Genomic DNA, 24,732 nt, shown 5'->3' with positions numbered 1-24,732 from the left:
TCCTCCGATCGCTTTCCGCTCACACCGCTCCCAGCAGGATCTCGCGCACCACCGAGGGATCGCGTTCGTACTCCACCGCCGGACGGTCGAACGGAATCGTCCCGCGGTCCACGATCGCCAGCCGATCCGCGTACTCGATCGCCTGGTCCACCAGCTGTTCGACGACCACCACCGCGCGCCCCGAGTCCGCGCGCGCCCGCAGCGCGGCCATGATCGGCGGGATCAGCACCTGCGCCACGCCCAGCGATGGTTCGTCGCACAACAGAACGGGTGGGTCCAGCATCATCGCCTGTGCGATCGCGAGCACCTGCTGTTGCCCTCCGGACAGGTCGCCGGCGAACACGTCCAGCCGCTCGGCCAGCAGCGGGAACGCGGTCACCACTTCGTCGAACCGCTGCGTCCGCCGCGCGCCGCGCAGGCCGTAACCGCCGAGGCGCAGGTTGTCCCGCACGGTCAGCTCCCCGAACACCCGGTGGCCCTGGTGTACCAGCCGCACACCCGCGCGGGCCCGGGCCGAAGGGCCGCGGCGCAGCGGAGTGCCGTCGAGCGTGGTGGTGCCGGCTTGTTCGGGAACGAACCCCGCGATCGTCGAGAGCAACGTGCTCTTGCCCGCGCCGTTCGCGCCGGCGATGAGCAGCAGTTCGCCCGCGTCGACGGCGAGGTCCACTCCGTGCAGCACGGTCATCGAGCCGTAGCCCGACCGCAGTCCTTCAACGCGCAGCACGGCCGCTCCCCACGATCACGTCCATCGACTCGCTCTCCCGCACCTCGGCCGCCACGCCGGTCGTGAGGACCCGGCCTTCGGACATCACCGTCACCGTGTCCGCTATCCCCCACACCAGTGGGAGATCGTGTTCGACGAGCACCACCGTCGCCCCGCTCACCGCGACGAGGCTGCGGATGAGCGAGACCAGCTGCTGCCGTTCGTTGAGCGACAACCCCGCCGCCGGTTCGTCGAGCAACACGAGCCGCGGCGCCGAAACGCAGATGCGCAGCAGCTCCAGCCAGCGACGCTCGGAATGGGTGAACGAGGAGACCGGCACGCCGCGCAACGCGTCGCGGATCCAGGCGTAGTCCCGATCCGAACCTTCCCGGATGCCGAGCTCGATGTTGTCCCACGCGTCGAGCGAGTCGAACACCCGCGGCGTCTGGAATCCCCGCGCAACACCCGCTGTGGCGATATCCACCGCCGGGCGGTGGTTTTCGGACACCCCGTCGAGCGAAATCTCACCCGCGTCCGCACGAACGAGACCGGAGATCACGTTCAGCGTGGTGGATTTCCCACACCCGTTGGGACCGATCAGCGCATGGACCTTGCCCGCCACGGCCTCGAAGCCGACACCGTCCAGCGCCACGACCGCGCCGAACCGCTTCGTCACCCCGGACACCGCGAGCTCCAGACCCTTCCCGGGTTTCCGCTCGCCCTCCAACCGCCCGATCATCGCCGGGATGTCCACGACCGGCTTCGGCGCCGGTTTCCAGATCCGCGCCGCGAGGCGTTTCAGCGGTGGCAGCAGCCCGTCGGGCAGCAGCGCCATGATCACGAACGCGAGCACACCGTAGATCAGGTCGCGGTAGTCGGAGAACTTCGTGAGCAGCAGGTTCGGCACCACGTACAGCACGAACAACCCGAACAGCGGTCCGATGATCGTGCTGTCGCCACCGACCACCACGGTGAAGTACAGCAACACGCTGAACGACACCGGGAACGCGTCCGGGCTGACAAAGCTGAAGTACGGCGCGTACAACGCACCCGCGACGCCCGCACCGACCGCGGCGATCACGAAAGCCGCCACGCGCACCCGCCCCGGCCGGATCCGCAGCGTCTGGGCCGCTTCGGGGCTGATCGCCGCCGCACGCATCCGCCGCCCCAGCCGTGAACTACGCAACACCGCGTGTCCGAAAAGTGCCAGGATCGCCAACGCGAGCACGATCAGGCTGAACGGCTGGAACGCACCGCTGTGGGCGTCGACCGGCCGCACCACGGTCAGCGGCACACCGGACACCGCGTGCGTGAACGTGCTGAACCCGTACAGCAGCTGCGGGAACACCACCGCGGCCGCCAGCGACACGAACCCGAGGTAGTAACCCTGCACGCGCAACGCCGGCAACGCCAGCAGCAGCCCGAGCACCCCGGCGATCGCGATCCCGAGCAGCACCGCGAGCACCGGGTTCCAGCCGTACGTCGCCGTCGCGAGCGCCGTGCTGTACGCGGCGGCGCCGAAGATCGCGCCCTGGCCGAAGGTGTATTGGCCGGACTCCGCGCGCAGCACGTTGGTCGAGGCCGACGCGATCGAGTAGATCGCCACGATTGTCAGCGCGTAGGCCCAGTACGGGTCGCCGCCCAGCGCGGGCACGAGCACGGCCAGCGCGAGGATCACCGCACCCACCCCGGACTCGCGCATGGCGGAGGAGTTCACAAAAGACAGTCGTCGAGGCACGCTCACACCCTTCTCGCGGCAGGACGGCCGAACAGGCCCTGGGGCACGACGAGCAGCACGACCACGAGGATCCCCAGCACCACCGCCGACTGGAAGTCCGCGCCGATCCACGTGGTGGCGGCCTGCGTCGCCATGCCGAACAGCGGGCCGATCAGCACCGCGCCCCGCAGCGAGCTCAGCCCGCCGACGATCGCGACGGTGAACCCGCCGATCACCAGGTTCAGCCCGCTCGTGCTCGACAACGCGAGGATCGGGCCGAACAGGTACCCGGTGAGGCCGAGGATCAGCCCGGCGATCGCGAACGACGCGATCTGCAGCCGCCGTGCGGGGATCCCGGCGGCGCGCGCGACGTCGTAGTCCTGCCGCAGCGCCTGCATCGCGAGGCCGGCATCGGTGCGCCGGTAGAAAAGCGACAACGCGGCGAACACGACCACCGCGAACGCGATCGCGACCAGGTACAGCACCGAAGTCTGCACCCCGAACACACCGAAGCTGCCGAAGACGGTGGGGATGTTGAGTGAGTCGCTGCCCAGCGTCCGCTCCACCAGCGCGCCGATGATCACCGACGCCGCCAGCGTCGTGACCAGCCATGAATGCTGGCTCGTGCCGCCCCGCAGCGGCAGCAGCGTCGCCACCCCCTGCACCGACACCAGCGCGACGATCACCGCGACGACGGCGAGCAGCCCCAGCACGTACCCGCCCACCCCGACGCCCGCCGGGAGCCAGGACACGGCGAGACCGCCCGCGGCCACGACCCAGAAGCCCTGCGCGAAGTTCAGGATGGTGCTGGTGTTGTAGATGATCGTGAGCGACATCGCGATGAGCGCGTAGATCGCGCCGCTGCCGATACCCCGGACGAGGACGATTCCTAGTTCCTGCATGGTTCCCTCTCGAGAAGCTGCGCCCCGGTCACCGGCATCCGGCCACCTTCTTGAACACCCCGGGCACCACGGCCGTGCCGGGCGCGACCGCGACGAGCGCGTCGTGCGAGGTGAGGAAGTGCGACGCGGGAGTGATGCCGAACGGCGCGTTGACGTAGCCGTCCTTCAGCCCGGAAGCGTGGTGTTCGAGCCAGTTCGCGACCGAACTGCCGGTGATCGATTTCGAACCGTCGGCACCGGCGGCGAACAACAACACGGAGTCGTGGGTGTTGGCCGCGAGGTCGGTCTGCGCGGTGGCCGCGGCCTTGGCGTCGAACGCCTTGAGCTGCGTGCGGAACTGCGCCGTCTCCGCCGGGACCTGCGCGGCCGAGCAGGCGCCGAAGCCGGGGTACTCGAGCGCGGTGACGTTGCGGTACGCATCGGGCCCGGCGATCGCGGTGGCCGGCCCGGTGAACGTGGTGCCGTAGTTGCCGATCACGGGCACGTCCCAGTGCAGGTCCTGCAGCGCCTTGAGCGCGCGGCCGGTGTCCTGGCCGTTGGACGCGAACACCATCAGCGCCTGCGGGTTCGTGTTCTTCAGGTTCAGCACCTGCGAGGTCATGTCCGCGGTGCCCGACTGGTACTCCGCCGAGCCGGTGACGGCGATCCCGTTCTGCTTCGCCGCGGCCCGGATGGCGGCCGAGCCGAGGCGGCCGTACTCGAGGGTGTCGGAGAGGATCGCGATCTTCCGGTACTGCTTGCTCGTGGCGAACCCGACCTGCGCCAGGCCCTGGTCGCCCGCGCTCGCGGTGATCGAGAAGCTGTTGGGCGCGGCCTTCGGGCCGAAGGCGGGTGAGGCGGAACCCTGCACGTTGTAGACGTCGGCGGCGTTGATCGTGGTGATCAGCGCGGACACCTGGCCGGACGCGGTCGGTCCGACCAGCACGTCCACGTGTTCCTGCAGGATCAGCCGCCGCACCTCCTGCACGCTCTGCGTGAGGTCCGACGTGGTGTCGGCCGTGACGACCTCGAGCTGATGCCCCAGCACACCGCCCGCGGCGTTGAGCTGGGCGACGGCGACCTCCGCGCCGAGACGCACGGAGCTGCCGACCGTCGCGTTCGGACCCGTGAGCGGCACGGCGACCCCGATCCGGATCGGACCGTCGCCCAGTGTTCCCGGCGGTGCGGAACCGCCGCCGCAGCCGGCGAGCGCCGCCAGCAGGCCGAGCACGAGCACGGCGCGCAACCCGAAGGATCGCCGGGACCCACGGATTCCACGGTGCCCGGCTGTCCGATGTGGCCCCATCGAGGTGCCTCCGTCTCTCAAGCTGGTCGCAACGTAGGGTGACCCGCTCACGATGTCAATGTTCCAACATTCCTTGTTGCCATTCGATCACCGTTCTGATGACCTGGACCCGGGATCCGTTCGAAGAAAGGCAGGACACGTGACTACTCCACCACCGGTCGCGGTGCTCACCGGCGGCGCGGGCGACCTCGGGGCGGCCACCGCCGCCCGCCTGGCCCGCGACGGCCACCGCCTGCTCGTGGTCGACGTGGACACCGCCCGGGTCGAAGCGACGGTCGCCGCCCTGCGAGCCGACGGCGCGACCGCCGAGGGCCACACCGCCGACGTGACCGACCCCGCACAGGTCGCCGCCTACGCGGAGCACGCGGCGAGCCTCGGCCCGGTCCGCGCGTTCTTCAACAACGCCGGGATCGAAGGCCCGCGCGCCCTCATCCCCGACTTCGACCTCGACGCGTTCGAACGCGTGATGGCCGTGAACGTGCGCGGGGTTTTCCTCGGTCTCAAGCACATGCTCCCCCGCCTCGAAGACGGCGCCGCCGTGGTCAACACCGCGAGCGGCGCCGCGTTCGCCGCGGGCGCCGGCAACGTCGCCTACGTGACGTCGAAACACGCCGTGCTCGGCCTCACCCGTGCCGCCGCCGTCGAGGCCGCCGAGCGCGGGATCCGCGTGAACGCCGTGTGCCCCGGCGCCGTCGAGGGCCGGATGATGCGCAGCATCGACGCGCAGCGAATGTCCACGGAGGACGTTCCCGCCGGAAACCCGCTCGGCCGCCGTGCGCGGCCGGACGAGATCGCCGACGCCGTGGCGTTCCTGCTGTCGGCGAACGCGAGCTTCGTGACCGGCGAAGCGCTGGTCGTCGACGGCGGCAAACGCGCCCGCACCTGACGCGCGGCTCCCGTGCCGGGACTGGCCCCGGCACGGGAGGCGGGAGGTCAGGACACCGTCCACTTCGAAGCACGCTTCTCGCGGAACGCGCGCGGCCCCTCGGCGCCGTCGTCGCTCTCCGCGATCTCCTTGTCCAAGTGCTTCGCGTAGGCCGAAAGCGTCGGCTCAGCCGCCGACATCCGGTAGAGCTGCACGGTCGCCTGCACCGCGAGCGGCGAGCTGCGGCACACCATCTCCGCGATCTCCTCGGCGGCCTCGATCAGCTTGTCCTGCGGCACCACCCGGTTGACGATGCCCTGCTGCAAGCAGTCCTGCGCGCTCAACCGTCCATTGCAGAGGGTCAGGTACGCGGCCGTCGCGCGCGGCAGCGCCGTGTACTTCAGGTGCGGGGAACCGAGACGCCCGACGTTGGTGTGCTGGTCGCCGAGCCACGCGTCGTCGGCCATCACGCGCAGCTGGCACTGCAGCGCGAGGGTGAGCCCGACGCCGACGGCGAACCCGTTGACCGCCGAGATCAGCGGCTTGTTGAGCTCGACGTCCTCGGGCATCCCGCCGCCGCCCCAGTGGAACACCGGGCTGTTGGGGTCCTCGTGCGGCGTGCGCTTGCCCTCGGCCTGGTGCTGCGCGAGGAACTTGATGTCGCGCCCGGCGCAGAACGCGGGGCCCGCGCCGGTCACGATGCCGACGAAGATCTCCGGGTCGCGCGCGATGTCGAGCCAGCACTGGCGCAGCTCGAGGTAGGCGTAGGTGTGCAGGGCGTTGCGCACGTCGGGCCGGTTGATCGTGACGTAGGCAACGTGCCCCTTCTTCTCGTACACCACGTGCTCGAGACCGCTCGGCATGGTGGACGGATCGTACGGGGACTCGTACTCGGCCATGGTTTCTCCTGATTTTCGTTGAAGTGGCTCGGTTTCCGCGCGGGTCAGGTACGAGCGCGGCTCAGGCCGGAACACTGCCGAGGAACACGCGTTGCGGGTCGTAGCCGCGCAGCCGTTCGAGGTCGGCCGCGTCGGGCAGCGGCTCGGGCCGGCAGTCGGCGGCGACGGTGACCGGGAATCCGGTGCGTTCGACGATCTTGCGCAGCGTCGCGTCCCGGTCGGTGCGGGGGACCTCGACGTAGCTGGTGATCTCGTAACGGCCGTTCCGGCGTTCCAGCACCGCTTCCGACGTGACGATCGCCGACACGCGCCGGCCGGGCACCGTCACGTACGGCACGGTTTCGACCAGCCGCCGCGGCGAGTGCTTCACCACCGCGACCACGTCGTCGGCGGCCGACGCAACATCGTTCGCGCCGCCCGAGCCGACGAGGAACCCGCCGTCGGCGCCGACGGTGGAGTTGATGTTGCCCTCCGCGTCGATCTGTCCGGCCCCGAGCACCGCGATGCTGGACGTGCCCGGTCCCGCCATGTCACGACCGAGCACGGTCATCACGTCGGTGAGCTGCAGGCAGGTCGGGAGGTTCCGGCCGGCGAAAAGGTAAGGATCTCCCGGCTGGGGTTCGAATCCGGACATCCCGAGTTCGGCGGCCAACTGCACCGGGGAGCCCGCCGACCGCAACCGCGCGACGGCGACCCACGCGGCCAGGTGCGCGAACCCGATCCCGGCCAGCGCGACGTCGTGGCCCGCCACGGTGATGCGATCCCCGACGATCCGGGCGGCCGTGAGCGTCATCCGCTCCTCGACCGTGGGCCCGGTCGCCAGGGAAGGCGGCCACACGACCGGCCGGCCCTCGCGCAGCGTCCGCAGCCGGTCTTCTCCGAGCCGCGCCAGGAACGCGTCGTGGTCGCGCACGCCGGTGATCCACTTCTTGGTCCACCGCGCGAGCTCCTCGGGGTCCGCGGCGACCGCGCGCAGCTCGTCCATGAACTCGGCGTCCTCGACGTACCCGCTGACGCCTTCCAGGCCCACCGGCTGCAACCCGTAGGGATGGGAACCGAACGGCGTGTGGCAGACCGCGCGCACCGCGTGTGCGGGAATCATCGGCAGCGAGTTGTGCCGCCGGATGAAGGAGTCGTCCACGATCTCCTCGACGCACGCGATCACGCCGTCGCGGGCCGCGAGCGAACCCCACGCGCCCTCGCCGTAGGGCGGGGCCAGGATCACGTTGCCCGCGGGGTCGGCGGCGAGCCCGTGCAGCAGCACCAGGTCGGGCCGCAGCGCCGTGACCACCGGCGAGACCGCGCCGTCCGGACCGACCTCGTGGTAGTCGCGACCGGCGTGCTCCTGCGCCATCGTGCTGCCGGCGAGCGAGCGCACCGGCAAGAACGGCACCCCGAGCGCTCCGGCCATCAACCGCGCGGTGAGCGTCCAGATCGACCAGTTCTCGATCTCGACGGACCCGTCTGCCGAAGCCCGTTGCAGCGCAGGGTTCGGGCGCGGGCTCGGGAAGTTCTCCCCCGCGTACGCCACGGTCAGCGTCTTCACCAGGCCCGCGGCGACGAGGGCGTGCTGCGTGTTCACGAACCCCTGTGCGCTGATCCGGAACCCCGGCTCGGTGCCGGCGAACTTCCGGATGATCTCCGCGACCGCCGCGTTGGGGCGGCCGCCGTTGTAGGCAAGGTGCAGGAACGCACCCGGCCGCACGAACTTCTCGACCGCCTCGGCCAGCGGCAGCACCTTCGACTCGCTCATCACACGGCCTCCACGATCAGCAGCGCGTCCAGCGCCACGACACCCGACCCGTCCGCCTTGACCGGGTTGATCTCGAGCGTGAACTTCCGCCACGGCAAGGCGGACGCCAGCGCGGCGAGGTTCGCGGCGAACGCACCCAGCGCGGGAAGATCAACACCGGCTGTGAGTTTCGGCGCACGTTCGAACACCTTCAGCCCGCGAATGTGTTCGGCCGCGGACACCGCGCTCACCGGCGCCCGCATGAGCACCACGTCGTCGAGCGCCTCGGCCAGCACGCCGCCGACGCCGACGCTCACCATCACGCCGAACTGGTCGTCGGTGAACGCCGAGACGAGGAACTCCGTGTCCCCGTCGGCCATGCGCTGCACGAGCATCCCGTCGAGGGACACGCCGTCGGCCTCGGCGCGGGTGGTGATCGACTTCCACGCCGTGTTCAGTTCTTCACGGCCGGACACCCCCAGTTTCACCAGCCCGGCCGCGTAGCGGTGGGTGACCTCGTCGGTCACGCCCTTGAGCACCAGCGGGAAACCGAACTCCGCGGCCTCGTCGACCGAATGCGCGTGGATCCCTTCGACCACCGGCAGCCCCGCGGCGGCCAGCAACGGACGCGCGCGGTGTTCCGCCACCACGGCCGGTTCGGAAACCACCCAGCCGTCCACCACCGGCCCGACCGCCGCCGGAACCTCGGCGACATCCGCCGAGGCGGCCCCGGCGGCCGGCGAGTACCGGCCGAGGTGACCCAGCGCCCGCGCCGCCCGATCGTGCTCGGGGAACGCGTAGATCCCGAGCTCCGCCAGCGACCGCAACGCCTCGTCCGGCGCGAGCGGCCAGCTCACGCACACCGGTTTGTCCGTCGCCCCGCGCAGCGCCTCGACCGCGGCCACCACCTCGGCGGCCCGGTGCCGCATCGCCTGGGCGAGGAACAGCACGCCGTCCACACCCTCGTCCGCCGCGATCGCGCCCAGCGCCTCAGGCAGCTGCGAGCGCCACTTCGCCTGGTAGAACGACTCCGGCGTGAGGTCGGTCGGGTTGCCCACCGCCGCCAGCGGCGTCAGCTTCGCGGCCGCCGCCCCCACTGTCGCCTCGGACAGCCGCGGCACGGCCAGCCCGCGCGAAACGCACTGGTCCGTCGCGAGCACCCCGCCCCCGCCACCGGTCGTGGTGATGGCGATCCGCCCGCCGGCCCCGAGCTGCTCCGGACGAAGCGAACTGAACAGCGACGCCGTGTCGAGCAGTTCTTCCAGCGAGCCCACCAGCGTCACGCCGCAGTCGCGCATCACCGCGCTGAACACCTTGTCCACGCCCGCGAGCACCGCCGTGTGCGATTTCGCAGCCTCGGCGCTCTCTTTCGAACGCCCACCCTTCAAAATCACCACAGGTTTGGCGGCCGCGTGTGCTTCCCGCAACGCGGCGACGAGCTTCGCCCCGTCCTGCACACCTTCGAGGTACGCCGCGATCACGCGCACACCGTCGTCGTTCGCGTAGTGGTGGATGAAGTCGGCGGCCGACACCACGGCCTCGTTGCCGACACTCACCACATGCCGGAATCCCCACCCGGCGCGGGCGGCGAGTGCCATCGACGCGGCGGTGATCCCGCCGCTCTGGCTCACCATCGACACCGTGCCCGTGAGCATGGTTTCGAAATCGAACAAGCCCGAGCTGTAGGTGGCCGTGAGCTTGGTGCCCGTGTTGATCAGGCCCAGGCAGTTGGGCCCGCACAGGTTGAAGTCCACCGCCGCGCATGCCTCGACCAGCCGGTCCTGCAGCGCGCGGCCCTCCGGCCCGGACTCCGCGAACCCACCGGCCCACACGACGCCGTTGCGGATGCCGGCCGCGCCGCACTCGGCGACGAGGTCGACCGCCCGGGCCGCGGGGACCGCGAGGATGGCGAGGTCCGCCGCGCCCGGAAGGTCGGCCACACTGCGGTAGGCAGGCAGGCCCGCCACCGTCTCGGCCGACGGGTGCACCGGCCAGATCTCACCGGTGTACCCGAACTTCAGCAGGTGCCCGATCGCCGTGCCGCCGACGTTGCCTTCCCGGTCGGACGCACCGACCACGGCGACGCTGCGCGCCTCGAGCAGACCGCGGATGTCGCGGAACCGCACTCCGTTCTCGCTCACTGAGCTGACCTTTCCTTCGTCCCCGCCGCTCAGGCGGCGAGGATCACGAGCTTCTCGGCGACCAGCGACGCCACGGCGTACTTCACGCCTTCGCGGCCGTGGCCCGATTCCTTGACACCGCGGTAGGGCATGTGGTCCGCGCGGAACGCGGGCGCCACGTTGACCAGGACCGAGCCCGCTTCCGCCTTCTTGGCGTACTGCAGGGCGTTGGTGAGGTCGTTGGTGAAGATCGCGGTGTTGAGGCCGAAGCGGGAGTCGTTGGCCGCGGCGATGGCCGCGGCGACGTCCTTCACGGGCACCACGGTGACGACCGGGCCGAAGACCTCGCTGCACAGCAGCGCCGAGTCCGCCCGGACGTCCGTGACCACGGTCGGTTCGAGCACGCCTTCGCGCAGCGCGCCGCCGGCGACCACGCGGGCGCCTTCGCTGACAGCGCCCTGGACCCACTCCGTGACGCGTTCGGTGGCCTGGCCGCTGATCAGCGGGCCGACCACGGTATTCTCGTCGGCCGGGTCGCCCACGGCGAGCGCCGCGACGGCCGCGCCGAGCTTGGCCACGACGTCGTCGACCACGTCCTCGTGGACGTAAAGCCGTTGCAGCGAAACACAAGCCTGGCCGGAGAAGCCGTAGCCCGACGCCACGGCGGCGGCGACCGCGCGGTCGAGGTCGGCGTCGGCGTCCACCACCATCGCGGTGTTCGAGCCGAGCTCCAGGATGTGGTGCTTGTGCGGCGAACCGGCCTTGATCTGCCAGCCGACGGCGGCCGAACCGGTGAACGAGACCACGGCCACGCGCTCGTCCTCCTGCCACGCCTTCACGATCTGCGCGGGGTCGCCGGTCACGAGGTTCAGCCAGCCGGCGGGCAGCCCCGCGTCGGCCAGGACCTCCACGAGCAGGCCCGCGGTGAGCGGCGTCCGCTCCGACGGCTTGAGCACCACCGGGCAGCCGGCCGCCAGCGCGGGGCCGATCTTGTGCGCGACCAGGTTCAGCGGGAAGTTGAACGGCGTGATCGCCGCGACCACACCCAGTGGCTCGGCCACGGTGAAGGCGAACATTCCGTCACCGGACGGGAAAGCGTCCATCTGCACGGATTCACTCGGAAGCCGGCGAGCCTCGTCGGCCGAGAGCTGCAGCGTGGTGATCGCGCGCTGCACCTCGCCGCGCGCGGCCGTGATCGGCTTGCCCGCTTCGAGCAGCAACAGCCGGGCGAACTCCTCGGCTCGCTCGCCGACGAGCCGCGCCGCGGCCCCGAGCACCTCGGCCCGGCGGTGCGGCGGCAGTCCTTCGGCCAGCGCGTGGTGCGCGGCGGTCACGGCGGCGGTGGCGTCTTCGGTGCCGCCCATCGCGTAGGTGCCGACGAGCTGCCCGTCCCACGGGCTGCGAACCTCGGCTGTTGCTTCGCGTGACACGCGCTGTCCGTTGATGAACAAATCCTGTGAACGCACGATCGTCCCCTCTTCTCCCCTGGTGGTGGTCATGCCTGCAGCCGCGCGGCGACGCCGTCGGTGAACTCCGCGGTGGACGCGGTGCCCCCGAGGTCGCGGGTGCGCAGGCCTTCGGCGAGGCACGCTTCGAACGCGGCCATGAGCTCCGCCGCCGCGGCCGGCTCACCGAGGTGTTCGAGCATCATCACGCCGGCCCACAGCTGCCCGACGGGGTTTGCCACGCCCTGGCCCGCGATGTCCGGTGCCGAACCGTGGACGGGTTCGAACATCGACGGGTGTTTCTTCTCCGGGTTCAGGTTCCCGCTGGGAGCCACGCCGATCGAGCCGGCGATCGCACCGGCCAGGTCGGACAGGATGTCGCCGAACAGGTTCGACGCCACGATCACGTCGAAGCCCGCCGGGTCGAGCACCAGTTTCGCGGCCAGCGCGTCGATGAGCACCTTGTCCACGCTCACGCCCGGGTAGTCGGCGAGCGTGTCGGCCACGACCTCGTCCCAGAACGGCATCGTGTGCACGATCCCGTTGGACTTCGTCGCGGACGTCAGCCGGTTGTGCCGGGTCGTGGCCAGCTCGGCCGCGAACCGCGCGGCCCGGGCCACGCCGCGGCGGGTGAACACGGCTTCCTGCATGGCCGCCTCGTGCGGCTCGCCGACGTAGATCCGCCCGCCGACGGCCGAGTACTCACCCTCGACGTTCTCCCGCACGATCACCAGGTCCACGTCGCCCGCGCCGACGACCCGCGGCGGGATGCCGGGGAGTGTCCGGACCGGACGGAGGTTGATGTACTGGTCGAACGTGCGGCGGATCGGGATCAGCAGGCCCCACAGCGTTTCCACGTCGGGGATCTCCGGATCGCCGACGGCGCCGAGGAAGATCGCGTCGTGCTTCGCGAGCTCGTCAAGCCCGGTCGTGGGCATCATCGCGCCGTTCGCCCGGAAATACGCCGAACCCCACGGGTATTCGGTGAGGTTGAGCGTGAAGTCGTGCCGGTTCGCAACGAGCTCGAGGCACCGCAGCGCGGCGGGCACCACCTCGAGGCCGATGCCGTCACCCGCGATGACGGCGATGTCGTGCTGGCGCTTCCTCGCGGAAGTCATGCTTCCTCCTTGTCCCCCTGGGCTTCCGCCCGGGAGACGATCGAGACCTCGACCCCGTGGGCGAGGAGTGCTTCGTGATCGGGGTCCGGGATGCCGTCGTCGGTGACGATCCGGTCCACGTCGTCGAGGGTGCAGGCACGCACCATCGCCGAGATCGAGAACTTGCTGGAATCGGCCAGCAGCACCACTTCGTCGGCGACGTCCACGAGCGCCCGTTTGGTCATGGCGTCGAAGTGGTTGCCGCAGTACACGCCGTCGGCGTTGACACCGCTGGCGGCGAGGTAGAGGCGGCGCAGGCGCAGCTCCGCGATCGCGGCGAGCGTCGCGGGGCCGGCGAACGACTGCGTCTGGTGGTGCAGGGAACCGCCGAGACACACGATCTCCACGTACTCGTGCGCCAGCAACGTGTTGGCCACCGCGAGCGAAGGCGTGACCACGTGCAGGCGGGCGTCTGGCGGGATGGCGAGCGCGAGCGCCAGGGTCGTGGTGCCGGCGTCGAGCGCGACCGCACCGACGTCGGGCAGGTCGCGGGCGGCGAACTCGGCGATGGCGTCCTTGGTCGAGCGCATGCGTTCGACGCGGGACCGGAAGTCTGTGCCCGCCAACGCGGTCTGCGGCAGGGCGGTCACTCCACCGTGGACACTGCGGAGGCGGCCGTCGGCCACGAGCTTCTGGACGTCGCGGCGGATCGTCATGTCCGAGACGTCGAACTCGCGCGACAACTCGGCCGTGGTGCAGTAGCCCTGCTCCTCGACGATCTCCATGATGCGGCCGCGGCGGTCGCGGGTCGGGCGGGACGAGGTGGTCACCGGGCGCTCACCGCCTCGCGCACGGCTTTCGCGAGCGCTGCGAGCCGGGGCGCGGCCGTCGCGCGCAGGCCCGGGCCAGGCGGGTTTTCGGCGACGACGTCGTGCCAGATCGCCCGGCCGGCGAGGAACCCCGCCGCGCCGCCGCGGCAGGCTTCGAGGACGGCGGCCGGGTAGTCGGCGGGGGCGATGCCGCTGGAGAGGACAACCCACGGCACGGTGAGCTCTTCGGTCAGCCGGGTGGAAAGCCCGGCGACGGCCGAGACGTCACCCTTGCGGTAGCCGGGGATTTCGGCTTTGTAGAGATCCGGGCCGGCGGCGCAGAGGGTGGTGGCCGCTTCGTGGATGGCTTCGTCGCGCTGCGCGGGTTCGCAGCGCACCATGCCTTCGAGCAGGGTCGGCACTCCGCAGCGCCGGCCGAGGTCGAGGAAGCGGGCGACGGTGTCGTCGCGTTGCGGGTCGGGGTGCCCGGGGCGGAAGAGCACGAGCAGCTTGATGGCGTCGGGGCCGGTGCGGCTCAGGAAGGCAGGAGTGGCCTCCCCGGCCAGCTCGCCGCGGGTGACCGGGCCGCCGGGCTCCTGCACGAGCCGGTCGACGGCGAGCACGAACCGCGTGCCCGCCGGGATGCCGGCGCGCGGCCCGTTGGCCAGTCCGTAACGGCTGTCGACCAGGACCGCCGACGCGTGGGGCGCCAGCGCGGCCACGGCCTCGGCCTTGAACCGGCACAGGCGCTCGTCGGACACGGTGCCTACGGGGGCACCCGCGGCCATGAGCGTCCGCAGCGATTCGCGGTGGTCGACCGACACCATCGTGAAGGAGCCATCCGGGTTCGCCAGCCGGGCCGCAGCCGTGTGCGGGGCTTTCATCCGGCCTCCTTCCTGTTTTCGTCGCTGTTCGCACAGTGTGATGTTCGAAAAACAACATCGTGGGGCGGTTTCCGCCCAGGGCACCCAGCCCGGGTGTGGCTACTTCAACGCGGCCGCACAATCGATGACGGGATCGATGCGCACGTCGAGCAGCGTGAGCCCCGGCCGGGAGTCGGCCGCCGCCTCGGCCAGCTCCTCCCGGGTGCGCACCACGCGCCCGGTCCCGCCGAACGCCGCGGCGAGGTGCGCGACGTCGGGCAGGGTCTGGCGGATCATCTCGGCCGGCAGGTCGTACTGGTCGATGTACTTGGCCTCGGCACCGAGCTGCTCGTCGTTGGTGACCACGACGGTGAGGCTCAGCCCGTTGAGCCGCACCGCGTCGAGGTCCTGGGCGGCCATCATGAAGCCGCCGTCGCCGCAGAACAGCACCACCGGATCGGCCGGCCGCGCCGCCGCCGCGCCGATCGCGATGCCGAGGCCGCGCCCGATCGAACCGAAACTGTTGCCGATCAACCATTGCCTGGCCGATTCCGCACGCACCAGTGTCGGCAACGTCTTCAGGCTGCGTCCGGCATCGGTCACCACCACGCGCCCAGCCGGCAGGTGCTCGTCGAACGCCGTGAACACCTCTCGCAGGTCCAGCCCGCGCGCCGGGTCGTGGCCGACGTCGACCGCCCGCACCGACTCCTGCACCTCGGCCACCGTCGGCCGCGCCACGACGGGCTTCGGCTCGGTGAACCCGCGCGCCCGCCACGCGTCGAGCACCGCCCGCACCACCGTTTTGGCGTCACCGAACAGCGACACCTCCGGGTCCGCGCCCGCCGGCACCGTGGCGGGGTCCACGTCGCACCGCACGAACCGTGCCGCCGGGAACACCTGCCGGTCGCCCGTCGTCCACGTGTTCAGCGACGCCCCGACCGCGAACACCACGTCCACCTCGGCCAGTGCCTTGCGCACCAGCGCGGGCGCCCAGTTGCCGCAGAGGCCGAGGTTGCCCTCGCGGCCGGCGAAGAACCAGTTGGCCCGCAACGTGGTCCCCGTCTGCGCCCCGGTGAGCGTGGCGAGCTCGGCCAGCTCGGCCTCGCAGCCGGCGAGCAAGGCACCCTGTCCCGCGACGATCAGCGGCCGCCGCGCCGAAGCCAGCAGATCCACAGTGGACTCGACTGCCGCCGGGTCCGCAACCTCGGCCGTGACCTCGGCAGGTTCGTCCGCCGGCAACTCGACCTCCGCCGTCAGCACTCCGTCGGCGATGCTCACGACCTGCGGGCAGCCGTTCCACCGGGCCGCCGCCAGCGCCGCGCCGAACTGCCCGGCCAGTTGCGAAACCTCCGCGACGTGGTGGAAACCCGCCCCGGCGATGTCAGACAGCGCACGCTGGTCGATGTTCATCGTGGTCTTCACCTTCGTCGCCGGCGACTCGCCGACGACGAACAACATCGGGACGTGCGTACGTGTCGCCGAGACCAGCCCGTTGAGCGCGTTGGCGAAGCCCGGCCCCTGCGTCACGCTGCAGACCGGGATCTCACCGCGGCTGCGGCTGTACCCCTCGGCCGCGTTCACGGCCGTTTCCTCGTGTCGGGTTTTCACCAGGCGAAGTGCGCCGGTTTTCAACCCGTGTCCGATCCAGGGCACGTTGGTGTTGCCGACCATGCTGAACACGGTCGTGGTGCCCCCACGGCGCAACAGTTCGGGGATCGCTTCGAAGCCCTTCACGAAAGGCTCCCCGTCGGCTGGTCCCAGCCCTTCTCGTCGGTGCCGTACTTGGCGATGTAGGCGTTCAACACGGTCTCGCCGAGGTAGCCGTCGTAGGGGGCCGGGCCGGGGATCGAGTGGATGTCGTCGAAGAAGTACCGGTTGTCCTGGTCCCAGGTCGTCTTCCAGTACGCGACCCCGCCCGGGGTGAAGATCTGCGCCTTCGTCTCCCCCGCGTTCACCGGGTACGTCTCGAGTTTCTGCCAGTACGCCTTGAAGTTGTCGACCGTGAGCGTGGAGCCGGTCTGCTTGTTGTAGGTCTTCGAGATGTAGGCGGCGACCTGGTCGAGGTTCGCGTTGGTGTAGCGGATCGCCTCGTAGGTCACGTGGATCAGCTTCAGCAGCGCGTCCTGGTTGGCGTTCCAGTAGGACTTGGTGGTGATGTAGCCGTTGACCGGCGGCGGCGACAGGTTCGTGCCGGCCAGGAGCACCTTGTACCCGCGGTCCGACAGCGTCTGGCGCTGCGGGATGCCGGCGATGTAGGTGTCGCCGTCACCGCGCAGGTAGGCCGTGAGCCCGCTCGCCGGGTCGAGGTCCGTGTACTTGACCCAGTCCAGCGCCTTGCCCTGGGCCTGCAGCGCCGTCTGGATCACCTCGGCGCGGCTGTTGTTCAGCGTCGTGATCACCGACTTGCCGTGGATCTCGTCGATCACCGCGGTGATCGCGTCCTTCGAGCTCTTGCCTTCCTTCACGAACTCGTCGTAGGTCTTGAGGTCCGAGCCTGGCCGGCCCATCAGCGCGAAGCCGTTGCTGAAGATGTCCCACGGGTAGAGGTAGGCCAGGTCGTTGTCGAGGTGGTAGCCCTGGTTGATCTCCGACGCCGTGCGCCACCCGACGGGTGCACCCTTGCCGCTGGCCACGATCTTCGCGATGTTGGTGAACGCGACGTTCTGGAACGTCACGTTGAGGCATTCCTTCTTGTACCAGCCCAGCGCGTCGCCCAGGCTCATCACCAGCGAGTCCTGGTACGGCGTGGTGGCGATCTGGATATTGGTGGTTTTCGCACAACCCTGGATGGCCGGGCCGGACGCGCTGTCGGTTCCCCGGCAGGCGGTCAGCGCGGCGCAGAGGCTGACGGCAGCCAGCGCCACGGCGGCGAATCTCCGACGTGTGGACATGGTGCACCCTTCTTGGAGCTCTCGAGCGTCATCGATCGAACCCCCGGCCGCGCGTTCACGCAGCGACAAACTCTGTCCCCTTTGTCACAGATTCCCGGTCGGCTTCGTCCACCCCGTTTCGTCCGCGCCGTACTTGGCGACGTAGGCCTTCTGCACCTCTTCGCCCAGGAACGCCGACGCCGGCGCCGGTTCCGGGATGATGTGGGTGTTGGTGAAGAAGTAGTTGTTGTCCTCGTCCCAGATCGTCCGCCAGTACGCGGGGGCGCCGGGCGTGAACATCTTCTTCTGGGCGTCACCCGCGTTGGCCGGGTACGTCTCGAGGTTCTGCCAGTAGCGGTTGAAGTCCGCGACCGTGAGCGTGCTGCCGGTCTGCTTGTTGTAGGTGTCGGACACGTACTTGGCCACGGCGTCGCGGTTGGCGTCGGTGTAGCGGATGGCCATGAACGTGACGTGGATGAGCGAGAGCAGCGCGTCCTTGTTCTCATTCCAGTACGTCTTGGTGGTGAGGAACCCGTTGAGCGGCGGCGGGGAGAGCTCCGCGCCGGTCAGCAGGTTCTTGTACCCCTTGTCCGCCAACGGTTGCTGCTGCGGCAGGCCGGCGATGTAGGTGTCGCCCGTGCCCGAGAGGAACGCGGTGTACCCGCTCGCCGGGTCGAGGTCCACGTAGCTCGCCCAGTCCAGCGGCTTGCCCTGCGACTGGATCGCGCTCTGGATCACCTCGGCGCGGCTGTTCTTGAGCGTCGTGACGATCGACTTGCCGTGCAGCTCGTTGATCACCGCGGCGATGGCGGCTTCCCGGCTCATGCCGGAGTTCTTGAACTCGGTGTAGCTCTTCAGCCCGGTGCCCGGCCGGGCCATGAGCGCCGAGCAGCTGCTGCAGATGTCCCACGGGTACAGGTAGATCAGGTCGGAGTCGAGGTGTTGTGCCTGGTTGATCTCCGACGACGTGCGCCAGCCCACCGGCGCGCCGTGTCCGCTCGCGACGATCTTCGAGATGTTCGTGAGCGCCACGTTCTGGAACGTCACGTTCAGGCAGGCCTGCTTGTACCACCCGAGCTGGTTGCCCAGGCTCATGATCAGCGAGTCCTGGTACGGCGTGGTCGCGATCTGGATGTTGGTGGTCTTCGCACAGCCTTCGATCGGCGCGCCTTCGCTGCTGGAGCCGGCGCACGCGGTCAGGGCGCTCGCCAGCAGCCCGGCCGCGACCAGGACACCGCCGAGGCGGAGACGTTTGCTGATCCTCATCGGGTGTTCGCTTTCTGACGGAATTCGGTGGGGAACGAAAGAGGGGTGAGCGGATCAGGACATCCGGTCGACCCAGCGGGTGAGGAACTTCGTCACCAGGCGCAGGATCTGATCGAAAACGAACGCGCCGATGGTGACCGCCGCCGTGCCGATGAGGACCACCGACGTGTTGAGCGAGTTGCTCGCCTGCAGGATCAGGTAGCCGATGCCGTTCTGCGCGCCGAGGTACTCGGCCGACACCACCACGGCCCACGCCAGCGCGGCCGCGATCCGCAGCGACGCCACGAGGTTCGGCAGGATCGCGCGCAGGACCACGGTGCGGTAGATCTGGTTGGGCGAGGCGCCCAGCGACTGCGCGGCCCGCACGAACAGCGGGTTCACGTTCTTCGCCGACTCCATTGTGGTCACGGCGAGCGTCATGAAACACGGCAGCGCGGCCAGGGCGATGCGCTGGGTGTCGGTGAGCCCGAACCACAGGATCGTGAACGGGATCAGCGCGATCGGCGGCACCGGCCGGATGATCTCGATCAGCGGGTTGACCGAGAAGTACGCGATGCGGCTGCGCGCCATGAGCAGGCCGGCGAGCACACCGAGGGCGCACCCGATCACCCAGCCGAAGAGCATGCGGTACGCGGTGGACCCGAAGTCCAGGGCGAGGTTGCTCCCGAGCGTCTTGCCCGCCTCGATCGTGGACGCGATCGACGGGAAGTACAGGTCGGGCACGACCTTCAGCAGGTCAGTGAGCAGGTACCACGCGGCGAGCACGACCACGACGGCGAGCACGCTGAGGATGCGCAGATCCAGGCGGCGGCGCGGCCGTGCGGACGGCCGCGCGGTCCGCACCGGCGGGGTGTCGAGCTGGGTCATCGGATTCTCACTCTCGAACGGCCTTGTTCGGCGGGCAGTGTTCGGCAGGCGGGGACGGCGGGTTCACTCGTTGCGCAGCAGCGACTGGATCTCGCGGCGCAGCTCCTGGAAGGCGGGTTCCATGCGGACGTTCTCGGGGCGCGGCCGGGCGAACGGCACGTCGATGATCTTGCGGATGCGCCCCGGCCGCGGGGTCATCACCGCCACCATGTCGCCCACGAAGATCGCTTCCTCGATGTCGTGGGTGATGAACACCAGCGTCTTGGAGTCGCTCACACTGAGGTTCACGAGCTCGTCCTGCAGCTGTTCCTTGGTGATCTCGTCGAGCGCGCCGAACGGCTCGTCGAGCAGGATGGTGCGCGGGTTGTTCACATACGCACGCCCGATGTCCACTCGCTTGCGCATGCCACCGGAGAGCACCTTCGGGAACTCGTCGGCGAACGCCTCGAGCCCGAGCACCTGCAGGAAGTGTTCGGTGCGAGCCTTCGACGCCGCGTCCTGTGCGTGGCGGATGCGCGGGCCGTACTCGAGGTTGCCGCGCACGGTGAGCCAAGGGAACACCGCGTCGGCCTGGAACACGGTGGCCCGGTGCTCGTCGGGGGCACCGACGGGCGCGCCGTCGATCAGGGCCTCGCCGGTGGTGGCACCGGTGAAACCGCCCAGCACGTTGAGCAGCGTCGTCTTCCCGCAGCCCGACGGGCCGACGATGGCGAGCGTCTGCCCGGGTTCGATCGTGAACGAAGCGTTCTGCACCGCGTCGAAGCTGCGGTCCTTGAGCTGCATCGTCACGGTCAGGTCGTCCACGACGATCCGCGCGGGCAGGGTGTCGGTGGTCTGGGAGAGCGTCATCGCTTCGTCCTCGTCAGTCTGCAGCGGGGTCATTTGACGGCCAGGGCGTTGGCCGGGGAGGCCGCGCCGTGGAGGAGGTTGATGGGGGCCGACGCGAGCAGGAACCGGTAGACCCGGTCACGCGCGCAGTCCTCGGCGAGCCGGGCGAGGTCCCACATCTCGCCGATCGGCATGCCCAGCATGGGGATGAGCCGCGGGTGCAGCATCATCTCGTGGCGCCGGGCGGGATCCGCTTTGATGGCTTCGGCTTCTTCGCCGGGTTCGAGCAGCGCGCCCGGCGGCCAGATCTCGAGCGCCGGGTTGTCCGCCGCGACGGCAGCGAGGCGCAGGTTCCACAGCGTGCGGACCATGTCCTCGACCGGACGCAGCCCGGGCGTGCGCAGAGCCGGGATCGGGGCGATCCCGGCGCGTTCGTCCGCGGTGAGGCTTTCGTACCACTCCGTCCAGCCGGTACGCACCAGCAGGATGTCTCCACTGTGGACTTCCACCTGCTGGCTCTCCAGCGCGCCCACGAGGTCGGCCACCTCGATCGGGTCGGACGTGCGGTAGTCCAGCGGCCGGCCCATCTGCTCGCGGTAGCGGCCGACGTCGGCGAGCACCGCGTGGCCGAAGATCCCGCGCTCGGCCCACACGTGGACGCCGTGCTCCTCGCTCGGGATCCCGTTGTAGTTGCCGAATCCGACGCGCTCCACGTGCCGGAATCCGTCCCACTGCGACGAAGCCTGGGTGTTCCAGTCGTGGAGCACGTCGTTGAGCGAGGTGGAGGTGGTCGACTTCACGATCTCGTGGCGCAGGTTGGGCCGGCCGAAGAAAGCCGGGCTCGGCAGGTCCATCCGCCAGTTGAGCGAGAAGACCGCGCCACGCCGCACGCCCTGGGCCGCTTCGGCCGCGTGCTCCTCGGTGATCAGGTTGAGGCAGCCCAGCTTGTCGTCCGGGCCCCACAGCCCCCAGGAACACGGCAACCCGCCCTTGGTGGGGAGGTCGTCGTAGTCCGGGATCGCGTCTGCCTTCGCCACTGGTGCTCCAACCTGTCCGGGGAGAGCCGCGGACTCGCGGCCGTGAAGTGCGGGGAAGTGGTTGCGACGTTAAGCGCGCGTTGCAGCGGTGTCAATATTCGAACAGATCTCTGTTGTGAAACGAACATCTGGCGGACCCGATGTGGCTTTTCGCTCACACCAACGAAGAACGCTCCACGATCAGCAGACCGTCGAGCGCGATCGCGCCGGCCGCGGTGACGGAGACGGGGTTGAGCTCGAGCACGAACCGGGCCCAAGGCAGGCCCCGGGCGAACTCCGCGAACGCCACCAGGAACTCCGCCGCCGGCTTGCCGGCCACGGTGAGGTCGAGCCCCTTCGGATGTCGCGTGAACCGGAGTTTCTCCAGCAGCCGCAACGCTTTCCGCTCGTCGAGCGGCACGGTGGCGAACGCGACGTCGTCGAGCAGCTCGGCGAGCACACCACCCGCACCGCAGGACACGACGAGCCCGAACACGGGATCTCGGAACACGGACATGAAAAGTTCGGTTCCGGACTCCGCCTGTTCCTGAACGAAACAGGACGCACCGGTAAGGCCCAGTCGCGCGATCGCGGCCGTGAACTCGTCGTGCGCCTTCCGGACGGCGTCCTCATCGGACAGTCCCAACCGGACAAGTCCGGCGTCGACGCGATGCGTGACCTCCGGCGAAACGACCTTGAGCACCACCGGAAACCCGATGTCCCGCGCTGTCGCCACGGCATCTTCGGCCGACGGCGCGACGACACCTCGCGGAGTACGCAGCCCGGCTTCGGCCAGCAACCGGTGCACCTCGTGCTCGGGGAACACCTGCCCGTCGACCGCGTGCGGGACACCGCGTGGTCTGTGCCGCACCGCGTCGGCGACAAGCCGTGCGGACTCGGCGCCGACGTCGCGCGCAGCGGCGGCCACTCGCCCCAACGTGACGGTCGCCGAGGCCTGCTCGGCGAACACGTGGATCCCCTCGGCCTTCAGCAACGCCTCGGCCGTCGGCGGAAAACCCTTGCAGTGCACCGCGAGCGTCGCGGGTCCGGTGTCGTGCGCCTCGCACAGCGCGAGCGCCAGCTCCTCCCCCGCCGCTGCGCTCATCGCACCCAGTTGCACCAGGACCACATCGGCCTCGCCACAGGAAGCCAGCACCCGCAACGCTTCCGGGAACGTCTCCCGCCACTCCGCCCGCGTGAGCGCCTCCGGCGTCAGGTCGATCGGATTGCGGTTCGACGCGATCGACGGCAGCAACGGCGCCAGCCGCCGGCGCGTCGCCGCGCTCAGCAGCGGCACCTCGAGCCCGGCGTCGTGACACAGGTCCGCGGCCACGATCCCTTGCCCGCCACCGTGGCTCACCACGACGACCCGGCGCCCCGGCAGCGGCCGATCGGCATGGGCGGCGAGGAACGACGCGACTTCCACGAGCTCCTGCGCCGAGGTCACCCGCACAGCGCCTTCTTGCTCCAGCACCGCGTCCCAGATTCGCGCCTGCCCCGCGAGCGCTCCGGTGTGCGCGGCGATCGCCTGCGCACTCACCGCGGAGCGTCCGCCCTTGAGCACCACCACGGGTTTGCCCGCACGCCGCGCGGCCCGCAGCACCGAGACCAGCCCTGCGCCGTCGGTGAGACCTTCGAGGTAACACGCGAGCACCGCGGTCCCGGGGTCGTCGACCAGGTACGCGAGCGCCTCGACGGCGCCGACGTCAGCCTCGTTGCCCGTGCTGATCATGTGCCCGAAGCCGGTACCCGCCGCCTGCGCCCACGAGTGTGCCGACGCGGCGAGGCCCCCGCTCTGGCTCACCATCCCGATCCGTCCCGGCAAGAGCGTGTCCACACCGGACAGCCACGAGGCGAACGTGCCGGTGAAACCGAGGGCGGTGTTCACCACTCCCAGGCAGTTGGGGCCGAGCAGCCGGATCCCGGCGGCGCGTGCCCGTTCGGTGACCTGCTCCTGCAAACCCGCGTTCCCGGTTTCGGCGAAGCCGCCCGCCCACAGGATCGCCGCGGCGACGCCGGCCTCGGCCAGCTGCGGCACCAGGTCCGGCACACGCGCGGCCCCGACCCCGACGATCGCCAGGTCCGGCGCGCACGGCAGGTCGGCCAGGCCGCGGTAACCGGCGTACCCGGCCACCGGCTCGCCCGAGGGATGAACCGGGAAGACCTCGCCCGCGTAACCGAACTTGCGCAGGAACCGCACGGCCGCGGCGCCGCGGTTGCCCTCGGCTTCGCGCGCACCGACGACGGCGACCGAGCGCGGGCCGAAGAGCGCGCGCAGACCGGCGCTCACGGCCGGGCCGCCTGCGGTCGGCGGGCCCCGGTCGTCCGGAGCGACGTCTCTGTCGTCGGATCCACGGACACCCCTTTACGGGTCGTCTCTGAGTGTGCTCTAGTTTGTGCGGAGGTCGAACAAGTTTCCGTAGCTCGCACAAACCATGCCTCGCCGCCGTCGGACTGTCAAGAATCGAGGCGGACTGCGGCGGTGGCCTGGACCGTGCGAGAGTTTTCGGGCCGAAGCAGATTCAGGAGGTGACCGGCAGTGGCCGACAAACCGGGCCCGATCAGCAAGGGCGACCTGGTCCAGTCGTTCGAACGCGGCTTGGCCGTGATCCGCGCGTTCGACGGGCACGGGCCGGAGCTCACGCTGACCGAGGTGGCCGAGCTCGCCGGCGTCACGCGCGCGGCCGCCCGCCGCTTCCTGCTCACGCTCGCCGAGGTCGGCTACGTGCACACCGACGGCAAGCGGTTCTGGCTGCGGCCGCGGATCCTCGAGCTCGGCAACGCGTTCCTGTCGAGCCAGGGCCTCGCGGAGGTCGCGCGCCCGCACCTGGACAAGCTGGTGGCGGAGGTCGACGACTCGGCGGCGCTGTGCGTGCTCGAGGACGACGAGATCGTCTACGTCGGACTGGTCCGCACGCCCGCAAGGCGGATCATGGCGCTCAACGTGACGATCGGCAGCCGGATCCCGGCGCACCCGTCGTCGATGGGGCGCGTGCTGCTCGCGTTCCAGCCCGAAGAGTGGCGCGCGGAGTACTTGAAACGCGTCGAGCTGCAGCCGTTCACGCCGCGCACGGTGAAGGACCCGGCGAAGCTGGGCGCGATCCTCGACCGCGTGCGCGCCGACGACTACGCGCTCGTCGACCAGGAGCTCGACCTGGGCCTGCGCTCGATCGCCGTGCCGCTGCGGCACGAGGACGGGCAGGTGTACGCGTCGCTGAACGTCTCGATGCACTCGACCCGGCGTTCGAAAGAAGAGATGCGTGGGCAGCTGCTCGAACCGCTGCGCCGCACCGCCGGCGAGATCGAGGCGGACCTGCGGGCCATCGCGCGGCGGCGCCAGTCGTTCGGCGTCGGCGACGAGGACGGGGCCTGAGCAGGCCGTTTCGGGCCGGATGTGACCCGGGTCCCTCGATCGGTGTCACCGAGTGGTGCGAAGTTACCATCGGGT

General features: G+C 70.2%; 20 protein-coding genes. 2 read left to right on the top strand and 18 right to left on the bottom strand.

Annotated elements, in window-relative coordinates; translation table 11 throughout:
- Window positions 1-19: 19 nt before the first annotated feature.
- From AB0H62_RS40395 to AB0H62_RS40380, 4 genes are read right to left on the bottom strand one after another with little or no spacing between them, the layout of a single operon-like run.
- Window positions 20-724, bottom strand: coding sequence for an ATP-binding cassette domain-containing protein (locus tag AB0H62_RS40395; RefSeq protein ID WP_220239167.1), 705 nt, complete (start codon window positions 722-724; stop codon window positions 20-22).
- Window positions 711-2,441: an ATP-binding cassette domain-containing protein gene (locus tag AB0H62_RS40390; RefSeq protein ID WP_360591877.1), complete on the bottom strand. Its 1,731-nt coding sequence runs from the start codon at window positions 2,439-2,441 to the stop codon at window positions 711-713. The genes AB0H62_RS40395 and AB0H62_RS40390 overlap by 14 nt, the downstream gene beginning before the upstream one ends.
- Window positions 2,442-2,443: 2 nt before the next feature.
- Window positions 2,444-3,322: a branched-chain amino acid ABC transporter permease gene (locus tag AB0H62_RS40385; RefSeq protein ID WP_220239165.1), complete on the bottom strand. Its 879-nt coding sequence runs from the start codon at window positions 3,320-3,322 to the stop codon at window positions 2,444-2,446.
- A 28-nt stretch (window positions 3,323-3,350) separates the two neighbouring features.
- Complete coding sequence (locus AB0H62_RS40380) at window positions 3,351-4,538, bottom strand: ABC transporter substrate-binding protein (protein WP_255638818.1); 1,188 nt, start codon at window positions 4,536-4,538, stop codon at window positions 3,351-3,353.
- A gap of 208 nt (window positions 4,539-4,746) precedes the next feature.
- On the opposite strand from AB0H62_RS40380, the gene AB0H62_RS40375 reads away from it, so the two are divergent.
- The gene (locus AB0H62_RS40375; RefSeq protein ID WP_220239163.1) at window positions 4,747-5,493 is read left to right on the top strand and encodes an SDR family oxidoreductase; all 747 of its coding nucleotides are present in this window, start codon (window positions 4,747-4,749) and stop codon (window positions 5,491-5,493) included.
- A 47-nt stretch (window positions 5,494-5,540) separates the two neighbouring features.
- Here AB0H62_RS40375 and AB0H62_RS40370 read toward each other — a convergent pair whose 3' ends face one another.
- From AB0H62_RS40370 to AB0H62_RS40305, 14 genes are all read right to left on the bottom strand, one after another.
- Window positions 5,541-6,371 carry an enoyl-CoA hydratase-related protein gene (locus tag AB0H62_RS40370; RefSeq protein WP_360591876.1) on the bottom strand — a complete coding sequence of 277 codons (831 nt, stop codon included), beginning with the start codon at window positions 6,369-6,371 and terminating at the stop codon, window positions 5,541-5,543.
- 61 nt (window positions 6,372-6,432) lie between these two features.
- Window positions 6,433-8,124 carry a CoA-transferase gene (locus AB0H62_RS40365; RefSeq protein ID WP_360591875.1) on the bottom strand — a complete coding sequence of 564 codons (1,692 nt, stop codon included), beginning with the start codon at window positions 8,122-8,124 and terminating at the stop codon, window positions 6,433-6,435.
- A complete protein-coding gene (locus AB0H62_RS40360) occupies window positions 8,124-10,244 on the bottom strand; it encodes an acetate--CoA ligase family protein (protein WP_360591874.1) in 2,121 nt (706 codons plus the stop codon). Before AB0H62_RS40360 ends, AB0H62_RS40365 begins: the two co-directional genes overlap by 1 nt.
- 29 nt (window positions 10,245-10,273) lie before the next feature.
- Window positions 10,274-11,689, bottom strand: a complete 1,416-nt coding sequence (locus AB0H62_RS40355) for an aldehyde dehydrogenase family protein (RefSeq protein ID WP_360591873.1) — start codon at window positions 11,687-11,689, stop codon at window positions 10,274-10,276.
- 29 nt (window positions 11,690-11,718) lie between these two features.
- The gene (locus AB0H62_RS40350; protein WP_220239158.1) at window positions 11,719-12,786 is read right to left on the bottom strand and encodes a tartrate dehydrogenase; all 1,068 of its coding nucleotides are present in this window, start codon (window positions 12,784-12,786) and stop codon (window positions 11,719-11,721) included.
- Window positions 12,783-13,595, bottom strand: coding sequence for a DeoR/GlpR family DNA-binding transcription regulator (locus AB0H62_RS40345; RefSeq protein ID WP_220239157.1), 813 nt, complete (start codon window positions 13,593-13,595; stop codon window positions 12,783-12,785). Before AB0H62_RS40345 ends, AB0H62_RS40350 begins: the two co-directional genes overlap by 4 nt.
- Complete coding sequence (locus tag AB0H62_RS40340) at window positions 13,592-14,458, bottom strand: hypothetical protein (protein ID WP_220239156.1); 867 nt, start codon at window positions 14,456-14,458, stop codon at window positions 13,592-13,594. Before AB0H62_RS40340 ends, AB0H62_RS40345 begins: the two co-directional genes overlap by 4 nt.
- A gap of 99 nt (window positions 14,459-14,557) precedes the next feature.
- Complete coding sequence (locus AB0H62_RS40335) at window positions 14,558-16,171, bottom strand: thiamine pyrophosphate-binding protein (RefSeq protein ID WP_360591872.1); 1,614 nt, start codon at window positions 16,169-16,171, stop codon at window positions 14,558-14,560.
- On the bottom strand, window positions 16,168-17,328 hold the full coding sequence (locus AB0H62_RS40330) for a hypothetical protein (protein ID WP_220239154.1): 1,161 nt from the start codon (window positions 17,326-17,328) through the stop codon (window positions 16,168-16,170). The genes AB0H62_RS40335 and AB0H62_RS40330 overlap by 4 nt, the downstream gene beginning before the upstream one ends.
- An 84-nt stretch (window positions 17,329-17,412) precedes the next feature.
- On the bottom strand, window positions 17,413-18,573 hold the full coding sequence (locus AB0H62_RS40325) for a hypothetical protein (RefSeq protein ID WP_220239153.1): 1,161 nt from the start codon (window positions 18,571-18,573) through the stop codon (window positions 17,413-17,415).
- A 54-nt stretch (window positions 18,574-18,627) separates the two neighbouring features.
- Entirely contained in the window at window positions 18,628-19,440 is an 813-nt protein-coding gene (locus AB0H62_RS40320; RefSeq protein WP_360591871.1) for an ABC transporter permease, read from the bottom strand.
- Window positions 19,441-19,503: 63 nt separating this feature from the next.
- The gene (locus AB0H62_RS40315; protein ID WP_360591870.1) at window positions 19,504-20,289 is read right to left on the bottom strand and encodes an ABC transporter ATP-binding protein; all 786 of its coding nucleotides are present in this window, start codon (window positions 20,287-20,289) and stop codon (window positions 19,504-19,506) included.
- A gap of 29 nt (window positions 20,290-20,318) precedes the next feature.
- Entirely contained in the window at window positions 20,319-21,305 is a 987-nt protein-coding gene (locus AB0H62_RS40310) for a cyclase family protein (protein WP_360591869.1), read from the bottom strand.
- Window positions 21,306-21,459: 154 nt separating this feature from the next.
- Window positions 21,460-23,574, bottom strand: coding sequence for an acetate--CoA ligase family protein (locus tag AB0H62_RS40305; RefSeq protein ID WP_360591868.1), 2,115 nt, complete (start codon window positions 23,572-23,574; stop codon window positions 21,460-21,462).
- A gap of 249 nt (window positions 23,575-23,823) precedes the next feature.
- Between AB0H62_RS40305 and AB0H62_RS40300 the strand changes: the two genes are divergently transcribed.
- Window positions 23,824-24,657: an IclR family transcriptional regulator C-terminal domain-containing protein gene (locus tag AB0H62_RS40300; protein ID WP_255637796.1), complete on the top strand. Its 834-nt coding sequence runs from the start codon at window positions 23,824-23,826 to the stop codon at window positions 24,655-24,657.
- Window positions 24,658-24,732 lie beyond the last annotated feature (75 nt).

This window comes from Amycolatopsis sp. NPDC050768, from assembly GCF_040654155.1.
In the GTDB taxonomy this organism is placed as follows: Bacteria; Actinomycetota; Actinomycetes; order Mycobacteriales; family Pseudonocardiaceae; genus Amycolatopsis.
The sequence above is the reverse complement of the archived record's forward strand: the minus strand, read 5'-3'. Positions and strand labels throughout refer to the sequence as shown.